The 21,508-nt window shown below is 70.4% G+C and carries 27 protein-coding genes; 22 read left to right on the top strand and 5 right to left on the bottom strand.

Features of this window, described 5'->3' with window-relative positions:
* Positions 1–6: 6 nt before the first annotated feature.
* On the top strand, positions 7–1,752 hold the full coding sequence (locus LQK89_RS02440; RefSeq protein WP_231050054.1) for a DUF4012 domain-containing protein: 1,746 nt from the start codon (positions 7–9) through the stop codon (positions 1,750–1,752).
* 420 nt (positions 1,753–2,172) lie between these two features.
* Positions 2,173–2,727 carry a hypothetical protein gene (locus LQK89_RS02445; protein WP_231050055.1) on the top strand — a complete coding sequence of 185 codons (555 nt, stop codon included), beginning with the start codon at positions 2,173–2,175 and terminating at the stop codon, positions 2,725–2,727.
* Positions 2,728–3,035: 308 nt separating this feature from the next.
* Here LQK89_RS02445 and LQK89_RS02450 read toward each other — a convergent pair whose 3' ends face one another.
* On the bottom strand, positions 3,036–3,896 hold the full coding sequence (locus tag LQK89_RS02450) for a VanZ family protein (protein WP_231050056.1): 861 nt from the start codon (positions 3,894–3,896) through the stop codon (positions 3,036–3,038).
* Positions 3,897–4,169: 273 nt separating this feature from the next.
* On the opposite strand from LQK89_RS02450, the gene LQK89_RS02455 reads away from it, so the two are divergent.
* Together LQK89_RS02455 and LQK89_RS02460 are read left to right on the top strand one after the other, a co-directional pair.
* Positions 4,170–4,499 carry a hypothetical protein gene (locus LQK89_RS02455; RefSeq protein WP_058742194.1) on the top strand — a complete coding sequence of 110 codons (330 nt, stop codon included), beginning with the start codon at positions 4,170–4,172 and terminating at the stop codon, positions 4,497–4,499.
* Positions 4,500–4,609: 110 nt separating this feature from the next.
* Entirely contained in the window at positions 4,610–4,939 is a 330-nt protein-coding gene (locus LQK89_RS02460; protein WP_058742193.1) for a hypothetical protein, read from the top strand.
* Positions 4,940–5,021: 82 nt separating this feature from the next.
* Here LQK89_RS02460 and LQK89_RS02465 read toward each other — a convergent pair whose 3' ends face one another.
* Positions 5,022–9,941, bottom strand: a complete 4,920-nt coding sequence (locus LQK89_RS02465) for an Ig-like domain-containing protein (RefSeq protein ID WP_231050057.1) — start codon at positions 9,939–9,941, stop codon at positions 5,022–5,024.
* 236 nt (positions 9,942–10,177) lie between these two features.
* The gene (locus LQK89_RS02470) at positions 10,178–10,909 is read right to left on the bottom strand and encodes an SOS response-associated peptidase (protein WP_231050058.1); all 732 of its coding nucleotides are present in this window, start codon (positions 10,907–10,909) and stop codon (positions 10,178–10,180) included.
* Positions 10,910–11,202: 293 nt separating this feature from the next.
* Here LQK89_RS02470 and LQK89_RS02475 point away from each other — a divergent pair, with 293 nt between their 5' ends.
* The 8 genes from LQK89_RS02475 to LQK89_RS02505 all read left to right on the top strand — a co-directional run bounded on the left by LQK89_RS02475 (position 11,203) and on the right by LQK89_RS02505 (position 15,524).
* On the top strand, positions 11,203–11,775 hold the full coding sequence (locus tag LQK89_RS02475; RefSeq protein WP_231050059.1) for a hypothetical protein: 573 nt from the start codon (positions 11,203–11,205) through the stop codon (positions 11,773–11,775).
* Positions 11,775–12,365, top strand: coding sequence for a TetR/AcrR family transcriptional regulator (locus LQK89_RS02480; RefSeq protein ID WP_231050060.1), 591 nt, complete (start codon positions 11,775–11,777; stop codon positions 12,363–12,365). The genes LQK89_RS02475 and LQK89_RS02480 overlap by 1 nt, the downstream gene beginning before the upstream one ends.
* Positions 12,362–13,009 carry a hypothetical protein gene (locus LQK89_RS02485; protein WP_231050061.1) on the top strand — a complete coding sequence of 216 codons (648 nt, stop codon included), beginning with the start codon at positions 12,362–12,364 and terminating at the stop codon, positions 13,007–13,009. Before LQK89_RS02480 ends, LQK89_RS02485 begins: the two co-directional genes overlap by 4 nt.
* Entirely contained in the window at positions 13,002–13,319 is a 318-nt protein-coding gene (locus tag LQK89_RS02490) for a hypothetical protein (protein ID WP_231050062.1), read from the top strand. The genes LQK89_RS02485 and LQK89_RS02490 overlap by 8 nt, the downstream gene beginning before the upstream one ends.
* Before the next feature lie 94 nt (positions 13,320–13,413).
* Complete coding sequence (locus LQK89_RS18010) at positions 13,414–13,545, top strand: hypothetical protein (RefSeq protein WP_269145914.1); 132 nt, start codon at positions 13,414–13,416, stop codon at positions 13,543–13,545.
* Positions 13,542–13,997, top strand: a complete 456-nt coding sequence (locus LQK89_RS02495; RefSeq protein ID WP_231050063.1) for a hypothetical protein — start codon at positions 13,542–13,544, stop codon at positions 13,995–13,997. The genes LQK89_RS18010 and LQK89_RS02495 overlap by 4 nt, the downstream gene beginning before the upstream one ends.
* A gap of 2 nt (positions 13,998–13,999) precedes the next feature.
* Positions 14,000–14,263, top strand: a complete 264-nt coding sequence (locus LQK89_RS02500) for a hypothetical protein (RefSeq protein ID WP_231050064.1) — start codon at positions 14,000–14,002, stop codon at positions 14,261–14,263.
* Position 14,264: 1 nt separating this feature from the next.
* Positions 14,265–15,524, top strand: coding sequence for a site-specific integrase (locus LQK89_RS02505; protein WP_231050065.1), 1,260 nt, complete (start codon positions 14,265–14,267; stop codon positions 15,522–15,524).
* On the opposite strand, the gene LQK89_RS02510 is transcribed toward LQK89_RS02505, so the two are convergent.
* Together LQK89_RS02510 and LQK89_RS02515 are read right to left on the bottom strand one after the other, a co-directional pair.
* Positions 15,484–15,846, bottom strand: a complete 363-nt coding sequence (locus LQK89_RS02510; protein ID WP_231050066.1) for an ImmA/IrrE family metallo-endopeptidase — start codon at positions 15,844–15,846, stop codon at positions 15,484–15,486. The genes LQK89_RS02505 and LQK89_RS02510 overlap by 41 nt on opposite strands.
* A 22-nt stretch (positions 15,847–15,868) precedes the next feature.
* Positions 15,869–16,264 carry a helix-turn-helix domain-containing protein gene (locus tag LQK89_RS02515; RefSeq protein WP_231050067.1) on the bottom strand — a complete coding sequence of 132 codons (396 nt, stop codon included), beginning with the start codon at positions 16,262–16,264 and terminating at the stop codon, positions 15,869–15,871.
* An 82-nt stretch (positions 16,265–16,346) separates the two neighbouring features.
* Here LQK89_RS02515 and LQK89_RS02520 point away from each other — a divergent pair, with 82 nt between their 5' ends.
* The 10 genes from LQK89_RS02520 to LQK89_RS02560 all read left to right on the top strand — a co-directional run bounded on the left by LQK89_RS02520 (position 16,347) and on the right by LQK89_RS02560 (position 21,356).
* A complete protein-coding gene (locus LQK89_RS02520; RefSeq protein WP_231050068.1) occupies positions 16,347–16,568 on the top strand; it encodes a helix-turn-helix domain-containing protein in 222 nt (73 codons plus the stop codon).
* A complete protein-coding gene (locus LQK89_RS02525) occupies positions 16,565–16,786 on the top strand; it encodes a hypothetical protein (protein ID WP_231050069.1) in 222 nt (73 codons plus the stop codon). Before LQK89_RS02520 ends, LQK89_RS02525 begins: the two co-directional genes overlap by 4 nt.
* 218 nt (positions 16,787–17,004) lie before the next feature.
* A complete protein-coding gene (locus LQK89_RS02530; protein WP_231050070.1) occupies positions 17,005–17,307 on the top strand; it encodes a hypothetical protein in 303 nt (100 codons plus the stop codon).
* Positions 17,308–17,401: 94 nt separating this feature from the next.
* Positions 17,402–17,575, top strand: a complete 174-nt coding sequence (locus LQK89_RS02535) for a hypothetical protein (protein WP_231050071.1) — start codon at positions 17,402–17,404, stop codon at positions 17,573–17,575.
* Complete coding sequence (locus LQK89_RS18015; protein ID WP_269145915.1) at positions 17,572–17,697, top strand: hypothetical protein; 126 nt, start codon at positions 17,572–17,574, stop codon at positions 17,695–17,697. The genes LQK89_RS02535 and LQK89_RS18015 overlap by 4 nt, the downstream gene beginning before the upstream one ends.
* A gap of 45 nt (positions 17,698–17,742) precedes the next feature.
* Positions 17,743–19,011 carry an ATP-binding protein gene (locus LQK89_RS02540; RefSeq protein WP_231050072.1) on the top strand — a complete coding sequence of 423 codons (1,269 nt, stop codon included), beginning with the start codon at positions 17,743–17,745 and terminating at the stop codon, positions 19,009–19,011.
* Positions 19,008–19,322, top strand: coding sequence for a hypothetical protein (locus LQK89_RS02545; protein WP_231050073.1), 315 nt, complete (start codon positions 19,008–19,010; stop codon positions 19,320–19,322). The genes LQK89_RS02540 and LQK89_RS02545 overlap by 4 nt, the downstream gene beginning before the upstream one ends.
* Entirely contained in the window at positions 19,319–19,963 is a 645-nt protein-coding gene (locus LQK89_RS02550) for a hypothetical protein (RefSeq protein ID WP_231050074.1), read from the top strand. Before LQK89_RS02545 ends, LQK89_RS02550 begins: the two co-directional genes overlap by 4 nt.
* Positions 19,960–20,898 (top strand): phage recombination protein Bet, encoded by a 939-nt coding sequence (gene bet / locus LQK89_RS02555; protein ID WP_231050075.1) that lies wholly within the window; start codon positions 19,960–19,962, stop codon positions 20,896–20,898. The genes LQK89_RS02550 and bet overlap by 4 nt, the downstream gene beginning before the upstream one ends.
* On the top strand, positions 20,895–21,356 hold the full coding sequence (locus tag LQK89_RS02560) for a hypothetical protein (RefSeq protein WP_231050076.1): 462 nt from the start codon (positions 20,895–20,897) through the stop codon (positions 21,354–21,356). Before bet ends, LQK89_RS02560 begins: the two co-directional genes overlap by 4 nt.
* Positions 21,357–21,508: the final 152 nt, after the last annotated feature.

The following is a 21,508-nucleotide window of genomic DNA, read 5'->3' on the forward strand; positions in this document are numbered from 1 at the left end:
ATCGTCTTGGCCATCGTCCTACTCGTCATCCTCGCCGTCGCCTGGGTGGGGGTGCGGGGTGTGCTCGCGAAGGGACACCTCGAGAACGCCGTCACCGACGTCCAGACGCTCCGGACGCAGCTGACCGGTGGCGACACCGCGAGCGCGGAGAAGACGGCCGCGCACCTGGAGGACGAAGCCGGCGCGGCCCGCTCGTTGACCGGCGACCCGATCTGGCGTGCTTCGGAGCACGTTCCCTTCTTCGGCACGAACCTGCGTGCGGTGCGCCAGATCGCCGGCGTGGTCGACGACGTGTCGCAAGGTGCGGTCAGCCCGGTCGCGAGCGTCGTCGGCAAGCTCGGCACGGACTCGTTCGCGCCGAAGAACGGCAAGGTCGACCTGCAGCCCCTCGTGCAGGCGCAGGCGCCGGTCGCCAAGGCGACCGCGACGATCGACGAAGCCGTCAAGGACGCGGACGCGATCGACACCATGAACACGCTGTCCCCGGTGACGTCCGCGGTGAACCAGCTCCGGAACGCCCTGACGTCCGTGCACGGGCAGGTCGACACCGCGAACCGCGTCGTACAGCTCGCCCCGGCGATGCTCGGCGCCGACGGCGACCGCCAGTACCTGCTGCTCTTCCAGAACAACGCTGAGCTGCGTGCCGGGGGCGGGATCCCCGGCGCCGTGGCGCTCCTCAACGTGAACGACGGCTCTGTCGCATTCGGCGACCAGCGCTCAGGACAGGCGTTCGGCCCGTATCCCGAATCAGTGCTCCCGCTCGACGACGGCACGAGGGCGCTGTACGGCGACATCACCGGGAAGTACATGCAGGACGTCACGTTGACCCCGCGCTTCGACGTCTCGGGCAAGCTCGCCCAGGCGATGTGGCAGCGCGAGACCGGGCAGCAGGTGAACGGCGTCATCGCCATCGACCCCGTGACGCTCAGCTACCTGCTCAAGGCCACCGGCCCGGTGCAGCTCGCGACCGGCGACACGCTGACGTCCGACAACGCCGTCAAGCTGCTGCTCAGCGAGGCGTACGCGAAGTACTCCGACCCGAAGCTGCAGGACGCGTTCTTCGCCTCGGCAGCCAGCGCGGTGTTCGAGAAGGTCTCGAGCGGCGGATTCGACGCGAAGCAGTTCGTCGCGGCGCTGACGCAGTCCGCGGGGGAGGGACGACTCCGCCTCTGGAGCGCCGACGCGTCCGAAGAGCAGCTCATCGACGGCACGGCCGTCTCCGGAGCGCTGCCGACCGCTGACCAGGAGACCCGGCAGTTCGGCGTCTACCTGAACGACGGCACCGGCTCGAAGATGGACTACTACCTGCAGAAGACGATCTCGGTCGGGTCGTCGGTCTGCCGGAAGGACGGCCTGCCGACCTCCGCGGTCGAGGTGACGATCAAGAACACCGCACCGGCCGACGCTGCCACGAGCCTTCCCAGGTACGTCACCGGTGGAGGGGACTTCGGCACCGAGCCGGGCAAGATCAAGACGCTCATCGCGGTCTACGCGCCGCAGAACGCGATCTTCCTCGGCGCCTCGCAGAACGGTAAGGCTGTCGGCGTGCAGACGGCGACCGACGACGGCCACCCGGTCGCGCAGCTGCGGACCGTCCTGGCGCCGGGCGAGAGCGCGACGTTCCGGGTCGCCTTCCTCGGGCAGGCCAAGAACGCGAAGGCCGGCACCGAGGTGCTGTCCACCCCGGGTGTGGAGCAGACGAAGGCCCTGCCGCTGCGATTCGACTGCGCCGCCCCAGTCCCGCAGGGCTGACCGCGAACGATAGACCCGAGTACGTCCTGACAAGGTGATGGACCATCGTGTTGCTCCGGGAAACGCGGTCTCAGCTACCCCCAGATCGAGGGGATCTGCGGCAAGCTGAGCGCCCTCGACGCGCGCTCACTGCCCTCACAGGGGTACGGATCAGCCGCGCTGGGAACGAATGAACGCGGCTCTGAACTGGGATTTTCTCCACGTGTGAACTCCGCGTTACGCAAGGCTGACCGCTCGATGAAGCGCCTGCACGAGATGTCGTCTGGAGAAAGTTACGGATCTGGTGGCAACAAGCTGGGGATTCCCGCTAGATTGAGGGAACTTCGCCATAGCAACCGCGTGCACCACGTGGCTTGCGTGCGGTGCACGGGCTCTGGGTGTCAGGGTCTGAAGGATCAGATCACTAGGGGAAACACTTCTATGAAGAAGCTCATCGCCGCTGCCGTCCTCGCGGGCGCAGCTTTCATCGCCATCCCGACCGCGGCCAACGCTGCTGGGTACACGCCGGACTCCGACGTGTCGGTCTCGGGTAGCTACACCGCCGGAGGCACGGCGACGGTCGCCTTCACGCCGGGCGCCTTCCAGGACGGCGAGTCGGTCCGCGTGCAGGTCACCGGTGCCGGTGCGGTCACGCTCGGCGCCCTGCCGACCACGACCGTCTCGAAGGACTACACCGCGAACGCCGACGGTTCGCTCACCGTGCGCGTCACGTTCCCGGCCGGTGGCTCGGGCACGTACAACCTGACCGCGACGGGCGCGACCTCCGGTGTGACCGGCTTCGCGACCTTCACGATCGCCCCGGCCGGCGCGACCTCGGTCGCCGCCAACGGCAACACCGGCACCCCCGGTGAGCTCGCCTTCACCGGTGGCACCATCTCCACGCTCGGCCTCTGGGCTGCCGGTGGCGCCATCGTCCTCGGTGGTGGCCTGCTGGTCGTCCGCAAGTCGGTCCGTCGCCAGCGCGAGACCGTCTGAGCCTCGCTCGACTGACAGAACCCCTCGGCACCTCGGTGCCGGGGGGTTCTTCTCGTTGTGGGACGAATGGTCGTCAGGCGGGTGGTCGTCAGGCGACGAGCAACGCGATCGCCACGACGGCGATCACCGCCAGCGGCGCGGCGATCCACAACCACCACGGGAACATCGAGGGCGGACGGTAGGGGCGGCGTTCGGGTCGGGCCATGCGCTGACGGTAGGTCACGTTTGTTTCCGGCAGGGGCGCGCTCTGTGCTTCTTCAGCCGTCAGTGCCGAACTCGGACAGCATGCCCGATGCAACAACGACCGCTCAGGCCTGCCGCGCCCGCCCCAGCACCACGACCCCCAGCAGCACCCCGAGCACGGCCCCCGAGGTGTTCGCGAGCACGTCGTCCACCGACGCGAACCGCGCCGGCAGGAACAGCGCCTGCGTCGTCTCGATCGCGCAGCTCACCAGGAAGCCGCCGAGCATCCCCACCCACCACCGCCGGGCGCCGAGCAGGAGCACGGCCAGGAACCCGAACGGCGCGAAGAACACCACGTTCGCCGTGAACTCGACCGCGCTGTACCCGAGCCACGACGGCGCCCCGAGCCGCTGCCCGGCCGCGATGGCCCGCACCAGCCACGGGTGGATCCCGCCGTCGACCGGCGTCCCCCACGTCGCCACGAGCACCACCAGCAGCCCGTAGAGACCCGCGATCGTCCACGCCACCCGCTTGCTCCGCACCGAGGCGTGCGCCGCCCGCTCCCGCGCGTGCACCGCCGCGTCGAGCAGGCTGCCGAGCAGCACCCCGACCAGTCCGGCCGTCGCGACGTCCCGGAAGCGGTCCCACCGTCCGTCCGCGTGCACCGCCGCAGCCGCGGCGAGCACCAGGACGAGCAGGCAGCTCACGACCGCGCGCTGCCGCACCCCACCCGGCCTGGAGGCGCGCCCCACCACCGCGAGCAGCACCGGCACCGGGACGGTCACCGCCGTCACGACCATCGCCATGGCGAAGCCCGGGTCGACGTCGAGGGTGCCGTGCCCGAGGGCGCGCAGCGCCGCGAGGGCGCGTCCCAGGGCGGACCGCAGCCCGTCCTCGGTACCCGGCACGATCAGGAGGGCGACCAGCAGTCCGACCGCCGCCCACAGCACGATCCGCACGGCGGTCGTCCTGCTCGCGGTGGTCACGGGAACCGACCGTACTGTGCCGCGCCTCCCGGCCGCTGGCGACCGTCCGACGGCCGCGACGTGCCCCGGGAAGTCGTTCATCCGCGAAACGAGTACCCCGTTTCGGGCCTGTACCCCGTTCTTGCGTCCCCCAACCCCGGATTTCCGGGGGTACCCGATCGATCGCATTGGTGCGACCCGTGAATCGGCGGGCATCGCTGGCGCTGCCGACGGCCGGCCCCGTACCGTTCTGGTGTCAGCAGATGTACCCCGGATCGCGAAGGAGAGCGACACATGAGCATCACCGTCACCACCGACAGCCGAGCCGAGGTCACGCTCGACACCGAGACCGTCGACGTCATCGCGATCCTCGAAGCGGAAGCCGAACACGCCGGTCGTGCTGCCCGCGCGAAGACCACCTGGACGCAGGAAGACGACGGCGAGTGGATCGCCAACTACGGCGGCTACTTCGGCGGCACCGTCGACAAGCGCGACGGCCGGTACGTCGCCTCCGACACCTTCGGCCTCGTCGTCGGCGACTTCGCCACGCTCGAGGACGCCCAGGCCAAGCTCGCCGACCAGCTGCACGTCATGCTGCCGGCCGTCATCCGGCCGATCGACTAGTGCCTGGCGACCATCCCGGCCCGTCGTCGGACGGGCCCCGCGACACCAGCGCACCGCACAACACCACACTGCACGGTTCCACCAGCACCACCATCACGAGGAGCACCACCATGAGCACCAGCGTCACCAGCAGCCACCAGGCCGAGGTGACCGTGGACACGGCGACCATCGAGGTCATCACCGGCATCGCTGCCGGGGTCGTGTCACCCGACGCACCGGCCCGGGCGCACGTCGTCTGGTCCGAAGCCGACACGGGGCTCTGGGCGGCGAACTACGGCGGGTACTACGGGGGAGTGGTCGACCAGCAGGGCGCGCACTTCTTCGTCTCGGACACCTACGGGCAGTACGTCGGGGACTTCCGGTCCCTGCACGAAGCCCAGGACCGTCTGGCGGAGCGGCTCCACGAGCTGCTGCCGGACGTGCGGCGGACGCTCGACTGAGCCGATCCGCACGCAACGGCGAAGGGCCGGGACACCATCTGGTGTCCCGGCCCTTCGCCGTTGCTGATCAGCTGGTTGCGGGTCAGCGCTCCTGTGCGGTGCGGCGGCGGTGCAGCAGGACCAGGCCGAGGCCGATCGCCATCAGGACGAACGAGGCACCGAGGCCGGGCCACAGCACGTCGCTGCCGGTGAACGCCAGGCGGTCGCCGCTCGGGGTGGTGACGATGACGCCGCCGCCCTTCGCCGGGTTCTGCGTGATGCCGGGCACGACCGGGATCGTGACCGAGACCGCCGCGGTGGCGCGGCTGCCGTCCTCGCCGGCGACCGAGTACCGGATCGTGGCGGTCCCGGCGTAGCCGTCGACCGGGGTGAAGGTGACCGTGCCCGAGGGCTGGACCGTGAAGGTGCCCTCGCCGGCGATCGTCACGGTGTCGACGAGCTTGCCCGTCTTCGGGTCGACCAGACGGACCGACGCGGGGTCGATCGGCGCGGTGCCGGGGCCGTCGTTGCCGAGGACGTCGACGACGGTCGCGGTGCCGGGCTTGCCGTCGCGGTGGTCCGCCTTCGCGGTCGGCGGGGTGCCGACGACCACGGTCATGACGGCGTCGCTCGTGTGCCCGTCGGTGTCCGTGATCCGGTAGTCGCCCTGCGTCGGACCCGAGAACCCCGGTTCCGGCGTGAAGGTCACGGTCCCGTCCGCGTCGTTCACCGACCAGACACCGTTCCGGGGCACCGCGATGCGGGACACCGAGGCGCCGGAGCCGTCGATCAGCCGGACGGTGGTCCGGACGATCGGCGTCGCGGCGTTCCCGGCGTCGTCGTTGCTCAGGACCGACATCGTCACCGGGGTGTCCATCGCGGTGCTCGCCCAGTCGTCGTGTGCGGCGGGCACGACCGAGGTGACCGTGACGGTGAGCGTCGCAGCAGCGGACACCCCGCCCGTGTCGGCGACGCGGTAGGTCACCGGTGCGGCAGCGCCACTGAAGCCCTGCGCCGGGGCGAACGTCACCTTCCCGGTGGACGCGTCGACGGTGTACGTGCCCTGGCCGGCGACGATCAGCTGCTTGCCGTCCGTGCTGACCGTGGCCCCGTCCGGCTGGCCCGTCGCCGGGAAGACCACGCTGGCGGGGTCGAGCGGCGTGCCGTCCGCGACGCCGGGGCCGTCGTTGCTCAGGACCGTGATCGACACCGGGGTGTTCTGCTCGGTCGTGGCGGTGTCGTCCTTCGCCGCCGGGCCGACCGGGGTGACCGTGGCGGTGATCGTCGCGGTCGTCGTGGTGCCGTCGGTGTCGGCGACCTGGTAGGTCACCGGCGTCGCGGTCCCGCGGAACGTCGGCTCGGGGGTGAAGGTGACCTTCCCGGAGTCCGGGTCGATCACGTACGTGCCCTGGCCGGGGACCACGAGCTGCTTCGCGCTCTCGGTGCCGACGGCGCCCGCAGGTTGGCCGGCGGCCGGGAAGACGACGCTCTCCGGGTCGAGCGGGGTGGCCGCGTTGCCGCCGTGGTCGTTGCCGAGCACGTCGATCGTCGCGGAGTCGCCCTGCGCGAGGGTGGCGGTGTCCGGCTCGGCGGTCGGCGAGACCGCGGTGACCGTGGTGGTCAGCTGACCGGTCGACGTCTGCCCGCCGGTGTCGCTCACCTGGTAGGTCACCGGGGTGGTGGTGCCGGAGAACCCGGGCGCCGGGGTGAACGTGACCACGCCCGTCTTCGGGTCGACCGTGTAGGTGCCCTCACCGGGGACGGTGAGCTGCTTGCCGTCGTCCGACACCTTGGCGCCGGTCGGCTGCCCGTCCTTCGGGAAGACGACGCTCGTCGGGTCGACGGGCGTGCCGCTCTTGACGCCGGGGCTGGCGGCACCGGCGACGTCGAAGGTCGCCGGGGTGTTCTGCGACGTGGTCGCGGTGGTGTCCTTCGCGACCTTCGGGCCGACCGGCTTCGCCGTCACGGTGATCGTCGCCGTGGCCGTCGTGCCGTCGGTGTCCGCGACCTGGTACGTCACCGGGGTGGCGGTGCCGCGGAACGTGGCCTCGGGCGTGAACGTGACCTTCCCGGTGGTCGGGTCGATCGTGTACGTGCCCTCGCCGGGGACGGTCAGCTGCTTGCCGTCCGTGCTCGTCGTGCCCGTCTTGCTGCTGGGGAACATCACGGTGGTGGGGTCGAGCGGGGTCTGGGCGTTGCCGGCGGTGTCGTTGGCCAGGACGTCGACGGTGGTCGCGCTGCCCTGGTCGGTCGTCGCGGAGTCGTCCTTCGCGGTCGGGCTGACGGCGCTGACCGTGACGCTCATCGTCGCGGTGCCCGTGGCCTTGCCGGTGTCGGCGACCTGGTAGGTCACCGGCGCGGTGGTGCCGGTGAAGCCCTGCGCCGGGGTGACGGTGACCTTCCCGGTGGTCTGGTCGATCACGTACGTCGCCTGGCCGGGGACGGTGAGCTGCTTGCCGTCCGTCGACACGGTGGAACCGTTCGGCTGGCCGGTGGTCGGGAAGACCACGCTGGTCGGGTCGACCGGGGTGCCGTTCGCGACACCGGGCTGGTCGTTCGCGGTGACGTCGACGACGACCGGGGCGTTCTGCTCGGTCTTCGCGGTGTCGTCCTTCGCCGCGGGGCCGACCGGGGTGACCGTCGCGGTGATCGTCGCCGACGCGGTGTGGCCGTCGACGTCGGCGACCTGGTAGGTCACGGGCGTCGTCGTGCCGCGGAAGGTCGGCTCGGGGGTGAAGGTGACCTTGCCGGACTTCGGGTCGATCGCGTACGAGCCCTCGCCCGGGACGGTGAGCTGCTTCGTGCCGTTGCCGGGGAACGTCACGCTGGTGGGGTCGAGCGGGGTCGCCGCGTTCCCCGGGGTGTCGTTGCCCAGGACGTCGACCGTGGCCGTGTCGCCCTGCGCAAGGGTGACCGTGTCGTCCTTCGCGGTCGGGGTGACGGCCGTGACGGTGACGGTCAGCGTGCCGGTGCCGGTCGCGCCGCCGGTGTCACCGACCTGGTAGGTGACCGGGGTGGTGGTGCCGGTGAAGCCCTGCGCCGGGGTGAACGTGATCTTCCCGGTGGTCGGGTCGGCGGTGTACGTGCCCTGGCCCGGGACGGTCAGCTGGCGGCCGTCGGTGCTCGTGGTTGCACCGGCCGGCTGGCCCGTGGTCGGGAAGACGACACTCGTCGGGTCGACGGGGGTGCCGCCCTGCACGCCCGGGGCGGCGTCGCGGACGACGTCGACCGTGGTCGGGGTGTTCTGCTGCGTGGTGGCGGTCTCGTTCTTCACCGTCGGGCCGACCGCAGCGACCTGCACGGTGATCGTCGCCGTGGACGTCGCGCCGTCGGCGTCGGCGACCTGGTACGACACGGGCGAGGTGGTACCGCGGAACGCGGGGTCCGGGGTGAACGTGACCTTCCCGGTGCTCGGGTCGATCGAGTACGTGCCCTCGCCGGGGACCGTCAGCTGCTTGCCGTCGGTGGAGACCTGCGCGCCCTTCGGCTGGCCGGAGGTCGGGAAGACGACGCTCGAGGCGACGGTGGCGCCCTGGTCGTTCGCCAGGACGTCGACCGTGACGGCCGTGCCCTGGGTGGTCTTCGCGGTGTCGGGCTGCGCGTTCCCCTTGTACGTCACGGCGATCTGGCCGGAGGTCTGGTTGCCGCGGGTGTCGTCGACCGTGTACGTGACCGGGGTCGGGTTCTTCGTCGAGCCGCTCTCCGGCGTGAAGGTGACCTTGCCGGACTGGGGGTCGACGGTCCAGGTGCCCTCACCGGGGACGGTGAGCTGCTTGCCGCCGTTCGACACGGTCGAGTCCGGCGTGTTCGGGGTCAGGGTGACGGTGGTCGGGTCGATGGAGCCCTGCGAACCCGCGAGCGGGTCGACGGTCACCGGCTGGCCGGGGGTGTTGCCCGTCGACGAGGTGTTCGTCACGGTCGGCTTGAGCGGGTTCGAGAACACGCACTGCACGTCGCCGCCGCCCGCGGGGACGGTGAACGGCGCCGAGGTGCCCTTGCCCTGCGCGACGACCGAGCCGTCGACCAGGTTGATGCACTTGTACGTCGTGTCGTACGCGTTCGGGTCGGTCGTGCTGTTCCCGGGGGTCTGGTCGACCGTGTAGCTCTGGCCGGGCAGCAGGATGATCGGTCCCACCGTGACGGTGTCCTTGCCGGTCGACGTCGTCGCGCTGACCGGGGTCGGGATGTCACCGCCGCTGACGGTCGTCGTGAGCTGGTCGCTCGGCTTCGCGCGCCCGTCGGTGAAACCACCCTGGGCCTGCCCGGTCGACGGCACGGCGTTCGAGGCCATGTCGGTGATCGCGACGCTGACGGTCTTGGTGTCGACGGTCTTGCCGTTCACGGGGTTGACCTTGAGGAACGAGTTCGTGCCGTTGCCCGCGATGTACAGGTAGCCGTCGTCACCGAAGGCCAGCGAGTTGAGGATCGGGGTGTTGCTGATGAGCGGGCCGACCGCGGTCGCGCTCACGGTGCCCCCGCCGAGGTCAGAGGCGTTGACGCGGTACAGCTGCGCGGTGTTCGTGTTGCCGTTGTTCGACGAGCTCGAGACGAAGTACAGGTTGCCCTGGCGGTCGAACGCGAGGTCGCCGCTGCCGCCGGGCGCTCCCGCGGCGGGGACCGTCACCGGCGTGGTGGAGATCTTGTTCGTTGCCGGGTCGTACGAGTCGAACAGGAAGTTCGAGCCGGTCTGCCCACCGAAGAAGTACTGCTGCGTCTTCGGGTTGACACCACCCATGGTGGTTCCGACCGTGGCGCCGGTCGAGCGCTGCGTCGTCTCCCAGGTGTTCGTCGACGCGGTGTACTCGCGGACGGTCGCACTGTCGGTCATGTAGAGCTTGTCGCCGTCGGCCGAGATGCCGAGTTGGTTGAAGCTGCCGTTGTTCGCGGGGCCGGTGGGAGCGGTCAGGACGGTCGTCGCCGTCCCGGTCGTCCGGTCGATCGTCACGACGTTCGACGACGAGCTCTGGACGGCGTAGAGCTTCGACGCGTCGAAGGCCGGAGCCGCGAAGGCGGCGTGCGGCAACAGGAGCGCGGCGCTCCCTGCGACGAGTGTCGTTGCGACGGATCCGGCGACCAGCCGGAGGGTTCGACGGCGCGGTCGAGCGCGGTGCAATGAGGGCACGGGTGTCCTTCGGGAAGAGCGGTCGTGTCGGGTACGCGACCGTTCATCACAGTAGGGGGAACGCCCGTTCCCGCCTGCCGCTCATCCGGGGGGTCTGCTGTCCCCAAAGAGGGGGACCACTTCGTCCCCTCGTTCCGTCAGTGCACAGGATCGATGAGCTGGGGGCCCTGGTTCCGCACGTTGTTGACCGCCCGCGAGACCTCGTACTGCTCGAGCCCCGCCGCGACCGCGAGCGACTCGTGGTCGAGCAGCGCGAGCAGGTCGTCCGTGCCCAGGCCGCCGTCGAGCCAGTCGTCGTAGCCGTCCGGGGTCAGGAACGCCGGCATCCGGTCGTGGACCTCGCCCGGGGCCACGTGCGCGTCCCGGGTGATGATCGCCAGGGACAGTCGCCACTTGTCCGGGTCGTCCTCGGGCTTGGTCGGGTCCGGCCAGGCGCTCACCACGCCGGCCATCGCCAGGGCGCCGCCGGGCTCGTGCACGAAGTGCGGCTCCTTGCCGTCCTCGCGCACCACCCACTCGTAGTACCCGAGCGCGGGCACGATGCACCGGTTCGTCGCGAACGCCCGCTTGAACATCCCGCTCGTCGCGACCGTCTCGATCCGGGCGTTGATCGGCTTCGGGCGCTGCTTCTGGAAGTCCTTCGCCCAGCTCGGCACGAAGCCCCAGCTGATCTGCGGGAGCTCGCGCTGCCCGTGCCGCTGCCGGACGGCGTACACGGGGTCCGTCGGGGCGACGTTCCAGCTCGGGGCGAGGCCGACGTGCACCTCGCCCGTCTCCTGGTCGACGTGCTCGGTGCGCGCGGCGAGCTCACCGACGAGCTCGGGCAGCAGATCGGCCGTGGTGTCGGAGACGACGAACCTTCCACACATGCGCCCAGTGTACGACTTGTACGCCAAGAGGTGCATTAGCATCCAAGTGGGTGCTACAGTCACTAAAGACGCACCAGGAGCGCGATTACCGTCCCGGCAATGGCTCCACGATGCGGCACCAACAAGAAGGGCCCCGGAGGTGTCACTCCGAGGCCCGGACCTTCCACTGAGCGACCAGCGAAAGGACGTGCCCGATGGTACGCCACACCCTCACCGGCAGAAGACGACCGGGCGCCGCAGTAGCCGCGCCTGCCCCGATCCCTGACCTGCCACCAGCCCTGCGGACGGACCCGATGACGATCCAGCGCATCACCTCTGAACCGGTCGTGGCGGCCCTGCCTGACCCGAACTCGCAGGGACGCCTCCCCGATGCCGATGGACCGCGCATCGTCGACGTCGACGACGTCCACGCGCTGCTGCTCGAGCTGCTCGCCGAGACGGGGCCGGACTTCGCCGGCTCCGCCCGCGTGCCGATCGAGGCTGCCGAGGAGCGGGTCTACTTCACCGACCCGCAGGGCCACGACGAGGAGATCGACGATCCGCACGACCCGGTCGACGCGATCGGCCACGTCCTCGCGAAGCTCGGCAAGGGCTTCGCCGACCTCGGCTCCGTCGAGCATGAGGGGCAGCGCGAGTTCGACAACCCGCGGGTTGTGAACGTGCTCCGCTTCGCCTCGGTCCGCGTCGCCGGTCTCACCTTCACGGCTGCCGCTAAGTCGCTCCTCGAGCACGTGCAGCGGATTCAGGACGAGGGCATCCCGCTCGGCATGGCGCTGCGCCTCTGCGACGTCGTCCCCGGCCGTGCCCCCGCTCCCCGCGCCGCGGTCCGGCACATCGCGAACCACCCGAGCGCGGGGGCTGCGTGATGAGCGACCTCCGGAACGACCCCGTCCAGGCGCGCTCCGCCGCGACGCTCGAGCGGATCCTCGACGCCGCCCGCTTCCTCGCGCAGGGCACCGGCTACGACCGGTTCACGACCGCGCACGTCGCCGACCGCGCCGGCGTCAGCATCGGCACCGTCTACCGGTACTTCCCCGACCGCGTCGCGATACTGGACGTGATCGACACGGGCAGAAGAGTCGCGGCCGACGTCCGGGCGGAGCGTGGGCGACAGAACGCGAAGTGGGGCGAGCAGAACCACCCCGACGGCACCGGCCCCGACGTGCGCGTCCTCGAACACGTGGACGCCTGTGCCAGCTACTTCCTCGATCTCGCGAGAGGCGCGGTGCTCGCCGACGCGGCGAAGTTGGCGACCGACAGCCGTGCTGCCGATGGCACCGTCACGTGGCTCGACATCACGCTCGAGGAGGTCTTCGAGGCGATGGCGGAGTCCGACCCGCGGAAGCTGCGGACGGAACTCGTGCAGGCGTCCGCCGTCATGCAGCAGTGGGCCGAAGCGATCGACCGACGCTTCCCGCCCACCATCGACCCCTACGAACGGAGCACAGACCTGTGACCCAGCAGCAGTACCGCGTCATCGCGGACCGGGACAAGGGCGAGGATCCGCAGGAACGCGACAGCCGGGCCGGAGATCGGCTGACGTTCATCGCGACTGAGAGTTACGGCAAGCTGCTCGTCCGCATCGAGCGCCCGGCCCCACCGTCGGAGCTCGGCGTGCCGCTGCTCCTGACCGATGTGGAAGCGGACTCGTTCACCGCCGTCATGCAGGACCCGCCGCCCATGCCGCTGCCGACGCGAGAGCAGATCGCGGCGGCGATCGCTAAGTCTGAGGACGCGGACTACTGGGTCGACGAGATCGCCAACTGGGAGGATCGGGAGGAGTGGGAGCGCGAGGCGCACGCCGAGGACCGACCTTGCAGCGCGTACGACGACCGCGACTACTACCTCTCGACAGCCGACGACGTGCTCGCCCTGCTGACGCAACCGGGGCCGCCCGCTTGGGCGCAAGGCGACAGCGGCCCCGACGCGTACGGCGGCGAGGGCGGGTCCGTCGATCCGGTCTCAGCCGAGCCGAAGCGGCTGCTGCTCACCCATCCGCACGACGGACACGGGCCAAACGACACGTGCTTCGACTGCCGCGCCGCCGACCCGTCCACGATCCGTGCCGTGACCCCGCAGACGGGAGACGACCGTGGGTGAGCGGAAGCAGCCGGGCCGGATGCGCTGCCTCACGGTCGGCTGCAACCCGGTCCTGCACGGTCAGGACCAGGCCGACGAGCACGTGACGGCCAACCCCGGCCACCGCACGGCGAAGTGGCCCGTCCGGTCCGCGGAGGGTCGCCGTCGGGCGAACGAGCGGAACCGGTCCGGCTACTACGACCGCTACAACACCGGCGCGAAGTCGGCCGAGGCTCGCGGGCTGGTGCCTGGCGTCCGCGGCGGGCACCGCGGCGGCGTCGGCCTGCCCGCGATGGACGAGGGCTGGGACGACCACAAGGGGGCATGGTGATCGGCGCGCTCGTCGCGGACGTCCTCTGCGCTCTCGCCGCGGCCTGCATCACCCGGCTCGCGCAGATCGTCGCCGACGACTCCTGGCGGGACCGATGGCACTGACGACCGCCGAGCTGCTCGACGAGTACGACCGGTACCGCGCCGCGAGCCCGAACCTGCCCGAGGCAGCCCGGCTCGTCCTCGCCGAGCGGATCCTCCGCCAGATGCGGGAGTGCGCGTCGTGACGCGGTGGCTGCGCGCCGGCGTCCGCGCCGACCCGCGAGAAGCCGCGCAGGTGCGGCAGCGGAAGGGCCGCGCCCGGCAGGACCGCGAGCGACGCACCGAGGAGGCCAGGAGAACGTGGGACCGCGGCGCGCTCCGCCCGTGGCTGCTGACCATGGCGCTCGACATGCGTGGGCTCGACGGCCCCGAGGTCGACGTCGCCTGCGGCGTCGAAGAACCCATGGTCGACCTGTGGGAGGCCGGCGAGGTGTACCCGACCTGGGAGCAGCTGCTCGCCCTCGCCGAGCTGACCGGCATGTACGTGTGGTGGTTCTTCATCCCGCACCGGCCGATGGGCGAGACGACCCTCCGCTACCACCTGCCCGGGTACACGTCCCCACCCGAACCCATCCCCCGATTCCAGACGGCCGCGATCGAGCGGACCGTCGGCCACCCCGTGCGACCCCTGGACTGATCATGATCACTGCCGACCCCGCCATCCTCGTCTACGCTTTCCGGTACGCCCTCGGACGTCTCACCTACGCAGCGTCCGACGTCCGCCACGCCGTCGAAGCGAACCTCGACCGGATGCCCGAACGGGACCGGGCGCTCGTGGCCGACGAGATCCGGATCGCACTCCGTGAAGGTCGCCTCTCCGCTGCCGAGGGAGACGAGTGGGCGGCCCTCGCCGAGCGCCTCGAAGCGACGCTGCCGCCGGCGCTCGTCAGGTCCGGACGCTGACGTGGGGACCCGGAAGGGGCTCGGCGCGTTCTACCAGGACTCCCGCGGGTACTGGACCGCCGCCCTCGAACTGCCCCGCCGCAACGGCAAGCGCCGCCGCATGATCATCCGCGACCGCAGCAAGGACCGCGCGATCGAGAAGATGCAGAAGGCGCAGATGGAACTGCGGGAACGCGGCGACATCAACACCGAGAAGATGACCGTCAAGACGTGGTTCACGTACTGGCTCGACAACATCGTCGTGCCGCGCCGCACCCCGAACACGTCCCGGCAGTACGAGCGGATCATCTTCGAGTACATCGTCCCCGTGATCGGCTCGAAGCAGCTCCGGCAGCTGACGCCAGTGCACATCCGCGACGTGCTCGACAGCATGATGACGGCGACCCCGGACCGGCGCGCCCTCTCGTCGTCGTACGCGGCGAACGCGCACACCGTTCTCTGCTCGGGTCTCGAAGCGGCAGTCCGTGAGGAACGGATCATGCGCAACGTCGCACGCCTCGTCGACGCCCCGATCGCCGAACCCACCAACCTCGACGCGTTCACCCTCCAAGAGTCGATCGCGCTCTACCGGCACCTCCTCGACCTTCCGATGGAGGAACGTGCGCTCTGGCTGGCGCCGCTGCTCACCGGCGGCCGCCGAGGCGAGATGATCGGCCTCGAGCGGGACCGCATCGGCGACGAGATCGACCTGTCCTGGCAGCTGCAGCGCATCAACTGGCGGCACGGCTGCGCCCCAGACCGGGAGCCTCCCCGCTGCGGACATGCCTACGGCACGCACTGCCCGGAACGCTACGTCCGGATCCCGAAGGGCTTCGAGCACCGCCAGCTGATCGGCGCCCTCTACCTGACGCGGCCGAAGTCGAAGAAGGGGTGGCGGCAGATCCCGCTTGTCGACCCGCTCGCGTCCGTCCTCCGACACCACATCGCGACGTCGGACGACAACCCGTGGGGTCTCGTCTTCACGCGCGACGGCCGGCCGATCGACCCGGGGCAGCAGTCGAAGGACTGGCGCAAGCTCCTCGCCGGAACCGGCATCGACCGTGACGTGCGTCTCCACGACGTCCGCCACACGACCGTCGACCTGCTCACCATCGCAGGCGTTCCCGACGACGTGATCATGGCGATCGTCGGGCACTCGAAGCGGGCGACGATGTGGGACTACCGCCGCCGGAACGACATCACGCGACTGCGCCTGGGGATGACGTCCATGGGTGAGCTGTTCAACCTGCCAGGGGATGTTCCGCCAGCCATCGCCTCATGACCTCCGGCGGTACCTGCAGCTCGTGCGCGAGCTCGTAGGTGTCCGCCGCCCACCGCGCGGCCCGCCGGTACTCGTCGTAGCCGATCAGCATCTCGGACGCCCACCGGTCGGCGAGAGCTTCGTGCTTCGGCGTCGACTGGGTGTGCCCGAGCGAGGCGTGCCCGAGCTCATGCGTCAGCGTCGCGCGATCGTGCACATCGCGGAGGCGGTCGCGGATGACGATGAGGTTGTACTGCGGGTACCACCGACCAAGGTCGGTGCGCAGCGGTCGGTGGATGACGGTGATGCCGAGTTTTTCGGCGTGCTCGTAGGGATCGAACACGAGTGGTGCCCCCAGGGAAAGGTCAGAACTGCTCGTCTGCTTCCGCTTCTGGGGTGGACTGCTGCGCGGCGTACGGCTCGGCGTCGAGCTCGTCCATCGTCATGTCCTCCGGTCGTTTGCGGAGCGGAGTCACCGTACCGCCGCCGTCGGACGTCAGGACTTCGAGTCCGCCCATCCGATCGACCGCTTTGCGTAGAAGTTCCTCAGGCTCTACGCCGAGTGCGTAGGCGACGAGGCCGAGGTGCGTCGTGGTGATCTCACGCTGCCCCTCGAAGATCCGCATGAGGACGTTCTTGTGCAGGCCGGTCTTCGCGGTCAGGGCCGAGTAGGTGACCTTCGGCTGGATGACCGCGCGCGCCGCGCGCAGTTCCGCCGCGACGGCGGAGTTGAGCGGCGAACGCGTCGGAGTCTCTGGCACCCCCTCAGCGTACAGGCCAGTTCGGGGACTCAAAACGCGTATTTAGCGTGCATAGCATCCAAGTAGGTGCTAACGTACCCACATGGGTACCAGAGAGTTGAACGCCACCATCGTGGCGAACATCCGGACCGGCATCGACCGATTCGACCTCTCTCCTCGCGCCCTGGCGGACCTGACCAGCATCCCGAGCGGTCACATCATCGCGTTCTTCGACGGACGTGAAGAGATGACGCTCGACGAGCTGTCGCAGATCGCCGGGGCGCTTGGCGTCCACCCGGCCGACTTCCTCATTGGAGCCTCATGACCAGCAGCAGCCCGTCCCCGCCCGTCCTCGCGTACACGACCGAGACCCTCGCTGACTCCATGGGGTCGTCGCAGTCGACGATCAGACGCGACATCCGCGCCGGGCACCTCGCCGCCGGCCGTCGGCCCGGGGGCCGCAAGTTCTGGATCAGCCCCGCCGAGGCCGAGCGGTACGCCGCGTGGGTCGCGGCAGGACGGCCGGCCTCTGAGGCGGCCTGAGACCGCCGGACTCGTTCCGGCCGCGGCGTTCGGGTCGCCGCAGTCGTCCCGCCTGGTCTTCCCCGTCCCAGGCGGGACGGCACCCATCCACACAGAAGAGGGGTGGTTCGCAGCCACGAACCACCCCAGACGCGAAAGGCAGTGTCGTGCCATCCACAAGCACCACCGTAACGCCCGGGCCGCTCACGCGTACCCGGACCCGTGACCCGCTGACGTCCATGAATGCGGCAGCAGCGATCACCCCGATCGAGCAGACGAAGGTGAAGGACGCGATCGAGGCGATCCTCACCGACCTCGGCCCCCTCACCGACGAGGACATCTACGCCGCCTACGTCGACCGCGGCTACCCGAGGAGAACCGCCACCCGAGTCCGCACCGCGCGGAGCGAAATGACGAAGCTCGACACCCCGATCCGTGTCCGCGCCGCCCGCCTCCCCGACGTGAAGCTGCCGTCCGGCCACTTCGCGCAGCGGTGGGAGCTCATTCCCGCAGACGAGGCCGACGAGGCGGCCGCCGCATGAGCCGGGTGAAGGAGTACGCCTTCGTCCTCCTGCTCGTCGCCCCGACCCTGCTCCTCGGCGCTGCCGGCGTCATGCTCGCGATGGGAGCCCGGCTGTGAAGGCATTCCTGCTGCTACTGCTGCTGACCTTCGCCGTCGCCTGGTACGGCTCCGACCTCCCGCACACGGCCCGCTGGGTCGTCGTCTGCTGGATCACCGTCGGCCTGTTCGTCGCCGCGCTCCTCAGCCTCCTCAACGCCGCTATCGCCCCGAAGCGGGACGACCGGTGACCGCCGGCCACGGCCCCCGCTGCCACTGCGACGCCTGCTGGATCGCCCGCGGCATCGACCCCTACGACGACGACCGCGACGGGAAAGCCATCGCCCGCGCCGCCGAGTACTCCGACGACTGACCAGTCGCCCCACCTCTTCACGTCCACCGGAAGGACACCCCGACCATGAGCACCCCGCTCCGCGTCATCACGTTCCACGCCGAAAACTACAAGCGCCTCACCGCCGTCGAGATCAAGCCGAACAGCGACGTCATCGTCGTCGCCGGCCGCAACGCGCAGGGCAAGACCTCCGTCCTCGACGCCATCTACGCCGTCCTCAAGGGCGCCGCCGCCAGTCGCGAGACCGTCCAGCCAATCCGCGACGGCCAGGACACCGCGATCGCCCGCCTCGAGATCGGCGACGCCGACGGCCACGTCCACTACATCGCCACCCGCCGGTGGACGAAAGACGACTCCGGGTCCCTGACCGTCGAGTCCGGCGACCACGCGAAGTACTCGTCCCCGCAGAGCCTGCTCGACGGCATGCTCGGCACCATCAGCCTCGACCCGCTGCAGTTCGTCCGCATGGACGCGAAGAAGCAGCTGCAGACCCTCCTCGACGCCCTCGGCGACTCCCTCGGCTTCGACCCGGTCAAGCTCGACGCGGAACGCAAGGGCGTGTACGAGCGTCGGACCGAGATCGGCCGGAAGGTGACCGCCCTCGAGGGGCAGCTCGCCGGCTACCCGGCACCGGACCCGTCCCTCCCCGCCGAGGAGGTGTCGTCCGCGACGCTGCTCGCGGAGGCGGAGCGCGCGTCCCTGCAGAACGCCCGCCTCGACCGGGCGGCAGACGCCGCGGCCGCCGCGCAGTCCGCTCGCGAGGCGGCGGAGGAGGCGCACCGTCGCGCCGCGGTCGCTCTCGCCGACGCGCAGCAGCACGAGGCGGACGTGCTCGCTGCGTACCGGGCGCTCCCCGAGCGGATCGACACGACCGCCCTCCGCGAGCAGCTCACGAACGTCGAGCAGACGAACGCCCGGATCCGCGCGCAGCAGCACCGCACCGCGGTCGCCGAAGAACTCTCCGACCGGAAGGCGGAGCAGGCGCACCACACCCTCATGCTCGAGGACATCGACCGCCGGAAGGCGGACCGGCTCGCCGCCGCGAAGTTCCCGGTCCCGGGCCTCGGGTTCAACGAGGACGGCGTCACCCTGCACGGCATCCCGTTCTCGCAGGCGTCCACCGCGGAGCGGGTGCGGGTCTCCACCGCCCTCGCGATGTCCGGCAGCCCGACACTGCGGGTCATGCGCATCGACGGCGGGGAAGCGCTCGACGCCGACAGCGTGCAGGTCATCAAGGAGCTCGCCGCGTCGCACGACTACCAGGTGTGGCTGTCGAAGGTCAGCGACGACCGGTCCGTCGGCGTCTACATCGAGGAAGGGCAGGTGTCCGCATGAACGCCGCCCAGTTCCATCGGCAGGCGATGATGGACGCCCTCGAGGACGCCGCCCAGCAGACCGCGGTCGAGCGGAAGGCGAACTCGATCGCCGAGGCGCAGGTGCACGCCACCGCGCTCCTCGCCGCGGAGCAGAGCACCGCAAACCTGATCGCGGTCCTAAACGGCGACCGCTCGTTCGGGGAGGTCGGCAACGAGGGCGGCGAGGACGGCGACAACGGCCGCTGGGCGGGCGGGTACCTCGGCCGTCTCGAGGAGGCCGTCGACCTCAGCGTCCGTGCTGCTCTCGACGACGAGGTGGGTGTCCGATGACGCTCCTGATCCCGGCCCCGCCGTACCTCGAGCGGGTCGTCGTCGACGGCTCCGACCGCGCCGCCTGGGAGGCTGCTCGCCGCCCGTTCTGGGGCGCGTCCGACGCGAAGACCTTCGCGAAGGCGGAGAGCATCGACCGGTACCTCATCGCGAAGCTCGCACCGAAGTCGTTCCACGGGAACGAGTACACGGAGCAGGGCCACCGGTGGGAACCGCTGATGCTCGAGTACGCCGCGATCCCGCAGAACGTCGCGCTCGTCCGGTCGCCGCACAACGACGCCTGGGCGTGCACCCCCGACGGGATCCGCGTCGAGCCGACCGGACGCCTCACTCTCGCCGAGTGCAAGGTCCGCCACGGGAAGGTCTACGACGGCCCCGCGAAGGCCGAATGGCGGCAGCTCGCCTTCCAGTTCGAGTGCTTCCCCGAAGCCGACGAGATCGCGTTCCTCTGGGTCGAGCTCGTCCGCGACGCGAACGGCGAGTGGCAGTTGCGCGAAGGCCTGCACGGCCGCCCGCGGATGCTCGCCATCCGCCGCGACCACCCGGAGATCGTCGCCGCACGCGCCACGATCCTCCCCATCGCCACCGAACTCGCGACCCGACTCCGGGTCGCCCTGTCCTACGAACGGAGCGCAGCATGACCGCCGAACTGACGACGCTGCCCGCCAACGGCGACGTCTCTACCTGGACCGCCGCCGAGAAGGCGATCGTCGAGGCCGCGGGCCTCGTCTTCACCCACACCTACGGCGACCGGCAGGGGCAGCGCGAACCCGCACCCCGACCGGTGGTCGAGAAGTTCCTGTCCCTGTCCCGGCAGTCCGGCCTCAACCCCCTCTCCAACCAGATCTGGTGCATCGGTCGCCTGTCGAAGGGCGTCGTCGAGTGGGCCGTGCAGACCGGCATCGACGGGTTCCGTCTCGTCGCCGACCGCTCCGACAAGTACGCCGGCCAGGACGAAGCCGAGTGGATGACCGACAAGGGGGAGTGGGTCACCGCGTTCATCCCGAAGCTGCACGGCGGCCAGCCCCTCGCCGCCCGCGTCCGCGTCTACCGCACGGACTGGGAACGCCCCGCCGTCGGCGTCGCCGAGTGGGGTGCGTACGTCCAGACGAAGCGCGACGGCAGCCCCGTCGACATGTGGCAGCGGCAGGGCGCCGGGCAGCTCGCCAAGTGCGCCGAGGCGCTCGCCCTCCGCAAGGCGTTCCCGATGGACCTGTCCGGCCTGTACACGGTCGACGAGATCCCCCCGGCACCCGCGGAGCAGCCCATCATCGCCGAGCGCGACTGGCGCGCCGAGCTCGCCGCGTGCACGACCCACGAGGAGGTCGAAGACCTGATCGACCGCGCCGAGAACGACGGCGTGCTGACCGACGCCGTCCGCGGCCTCGCGTTCGCCCGGCACGGCATGCTCGACCGCGCCGAGCAGACCGCGGCTGTGCCGCCAACCGACACTCCGACGCCCCCGCCGACCGCGCCGTCTGAGCGCGTCGGCGAGGTCTCCGAGGAGGAATACGAGCGGATCGCCAACGCCGAGTTCGACGCAGCGCTCGCTCGCGGTGAGGCGCGCGCAGCATGAGCGACGACGGCAGAGCGGTCGTCGACCCGACCAGCGGCGAGGTCGTCTCGTCCGAGGCGGAGGAGTACGTCATCGGACTCCTCACCCCGACCGAGCTCGTCGAGTACGAACCCGTCGAGCCCGCGCAGCTCGAGCTGCTGATCCGCGTCCTCACCGACCGGCTCGAAGCCGCCCCGTCGGTCATGGTCCGCCTCTACGAAGCCCGCCACCGGGCCGAGGAGGCGTACCAGAAGCAGTTCTCGAAGCACGTCGTGAACTCCCCGAACAAGCAGATCACCTTCGCCCGCGAGTACGCGAAGTTCCACACCATCGACGAGCTCCACGAGGTGAACCTCGCGAAGGAGAAGCTCCGCTACGCCGAGTGGTTGCAGGCAGCCCTGACCTCGAAGCTCTACGGCTACCTGAACCTCAACAAGGCGATGAGCGCCGCGGCCAGCGCGTACCACGTAGGCCGCTGACACAGACCGGGGCGGCACCCGATTCCGGCGGGTGCCGCCCCTCCAACCCACTTCACCCCCTGCAAGGACATGACGTGAATCCTCCCTATCCTCCTGCCTCGGAGACGTTCCCGCCGGCGCTCGGCGACCTCGACAGAGTCGAGTCCGGACGC

The sequence above is a fragment of the Curtobacterium sp. C1 genome (assembly GCF_021049325.1).
GTDB classification, from domain to species: domain Bacteria; phylum Actinomycetota; class Actinomycetes; order Actinomycetales; family Microbacteriaceae; genus Curtobacterium; species Curtobacterium citreum.

What these genes read in the sequence shown, in the direction of transcription:
- LQK89_RS02550 (WP_231050074.1), top strand. Translation starts at nt 19,319, where the DNA reads ATGACGCTCCTGATCCCGGCCCCGCCGTACCTCGAGCGGGTCGTCGTC.
- LQK89_RS18010 (WP_269145914.1), top strand. Translation starts at nt 13,414, where the DNA reads ATGGCACTGACGACCGCCGAGCTGCTCGACGAGTACGACCGGTACCGC.
- LQK89_RS02525 (WP_231050069.1), top strand. Translation starts at nt 16,565, where the DNA reads ATGACCAGCAGCAGCCCGTCCCCGCCCGTCCTCGCGTACACGACCGAG.
- LQK89_RS02545 (WP_231050073.1), top strand. Translation starts at nt 19,008, where the DNA reads ATGAACGCCGCCCAGTTCCATCGGCAGGCGATGATGGACGCCCTCGAG.
- LQK89_RS02540 (WP_231050072.1), top strand. Translation starts at nt 17,743, where the DNA reads ATGAGCACCCCGCTCCGCGTCATCACGTTCCACGCCGAAAACTACAAG.
- LQK89_RS02520 (WP_231050068.1), top strand. Translation starts at nt 16,347, where the DNA reads ATGGGTACCAGAGAGTTGAACGCCACCATCGTGGCGAACATCCGGACC.
- LQK89_RS02500 (WP_231050064.1), top strand. Translation starts at nt 14,000, where the DNA reads ATGATCACTGCCGACCCCGCCATCCTCGTCTACGCTTTCCGGTACGCC.
- LQK89_RS02470 (WP_231050058.1), bottom strand. Translation starts at nt 10,909, where the DNA reads ATGTGTGGAAGGTTCGTCGTCTCCGACACCACGGCCGATCTGCTGCCC.
- LQK89_RS02480 (WP_231050060.1), top strand. Translation starts at nt 11,775, where the DNA reads ATGAGCGACCTCCGGAACGACCCCGTCCAGGCGCGCTCCGCCGCGACG.
- LQK89_RS02475 (WP_231050059.1), top strand. Translation starts at nt 11,203, where the DNA reads ATGACGATCCAGCGCATCACCTCTGAACCGGTCGTGGCGGCCCTGCCT.
- LQK89_RS02445 (WP_231050055.1), top strand. Translation starts at nt 2,173, where the DNA reads ATGAAGAAGCTCATCGCCGCTGCCGTCCTCGCGGGCGCAGCTTTCATC.
- LQK89_RS02530 (WP_231050070.1), top strand. Translation starts at nt 17,005, where the DNA reads ATGAATGCGGCAGCAGCGATCACCCCGATCGAGCAGACGAAGGTGAAG.
- LQK89_RS02560 (WP_231050076.1), top strand. Translation starts at nt 20,895, where the DNA reads ATGAGCGACGACGGCAGAGCGGTCGTCGACCCGACCAGCGGCGAGGTC.
- bet (WP_231050075.1), top strand. Translation starts at nt 19,960, where the DNA reads ATGACCGCCGAACTGACGACGCTGCCCGCCAACGGCGACGTCTCTACC.
- LQK89_RS02460 (WP_058742193.1), top strand. Translation starts at nt 4,610, where the DNA reads ATGAGCACCAGCGTCACCAGCAGCCACCAGGCCGAGGTGACCGTGGAC.
- LQK89_RS02455 (WP_058742194.1), top strand. Translation starts at nt 4,170, where the DNA reads ATGAGCATCACCGTCACCACCGACAGCCGAGCCGAGGTCACGCTCGAC.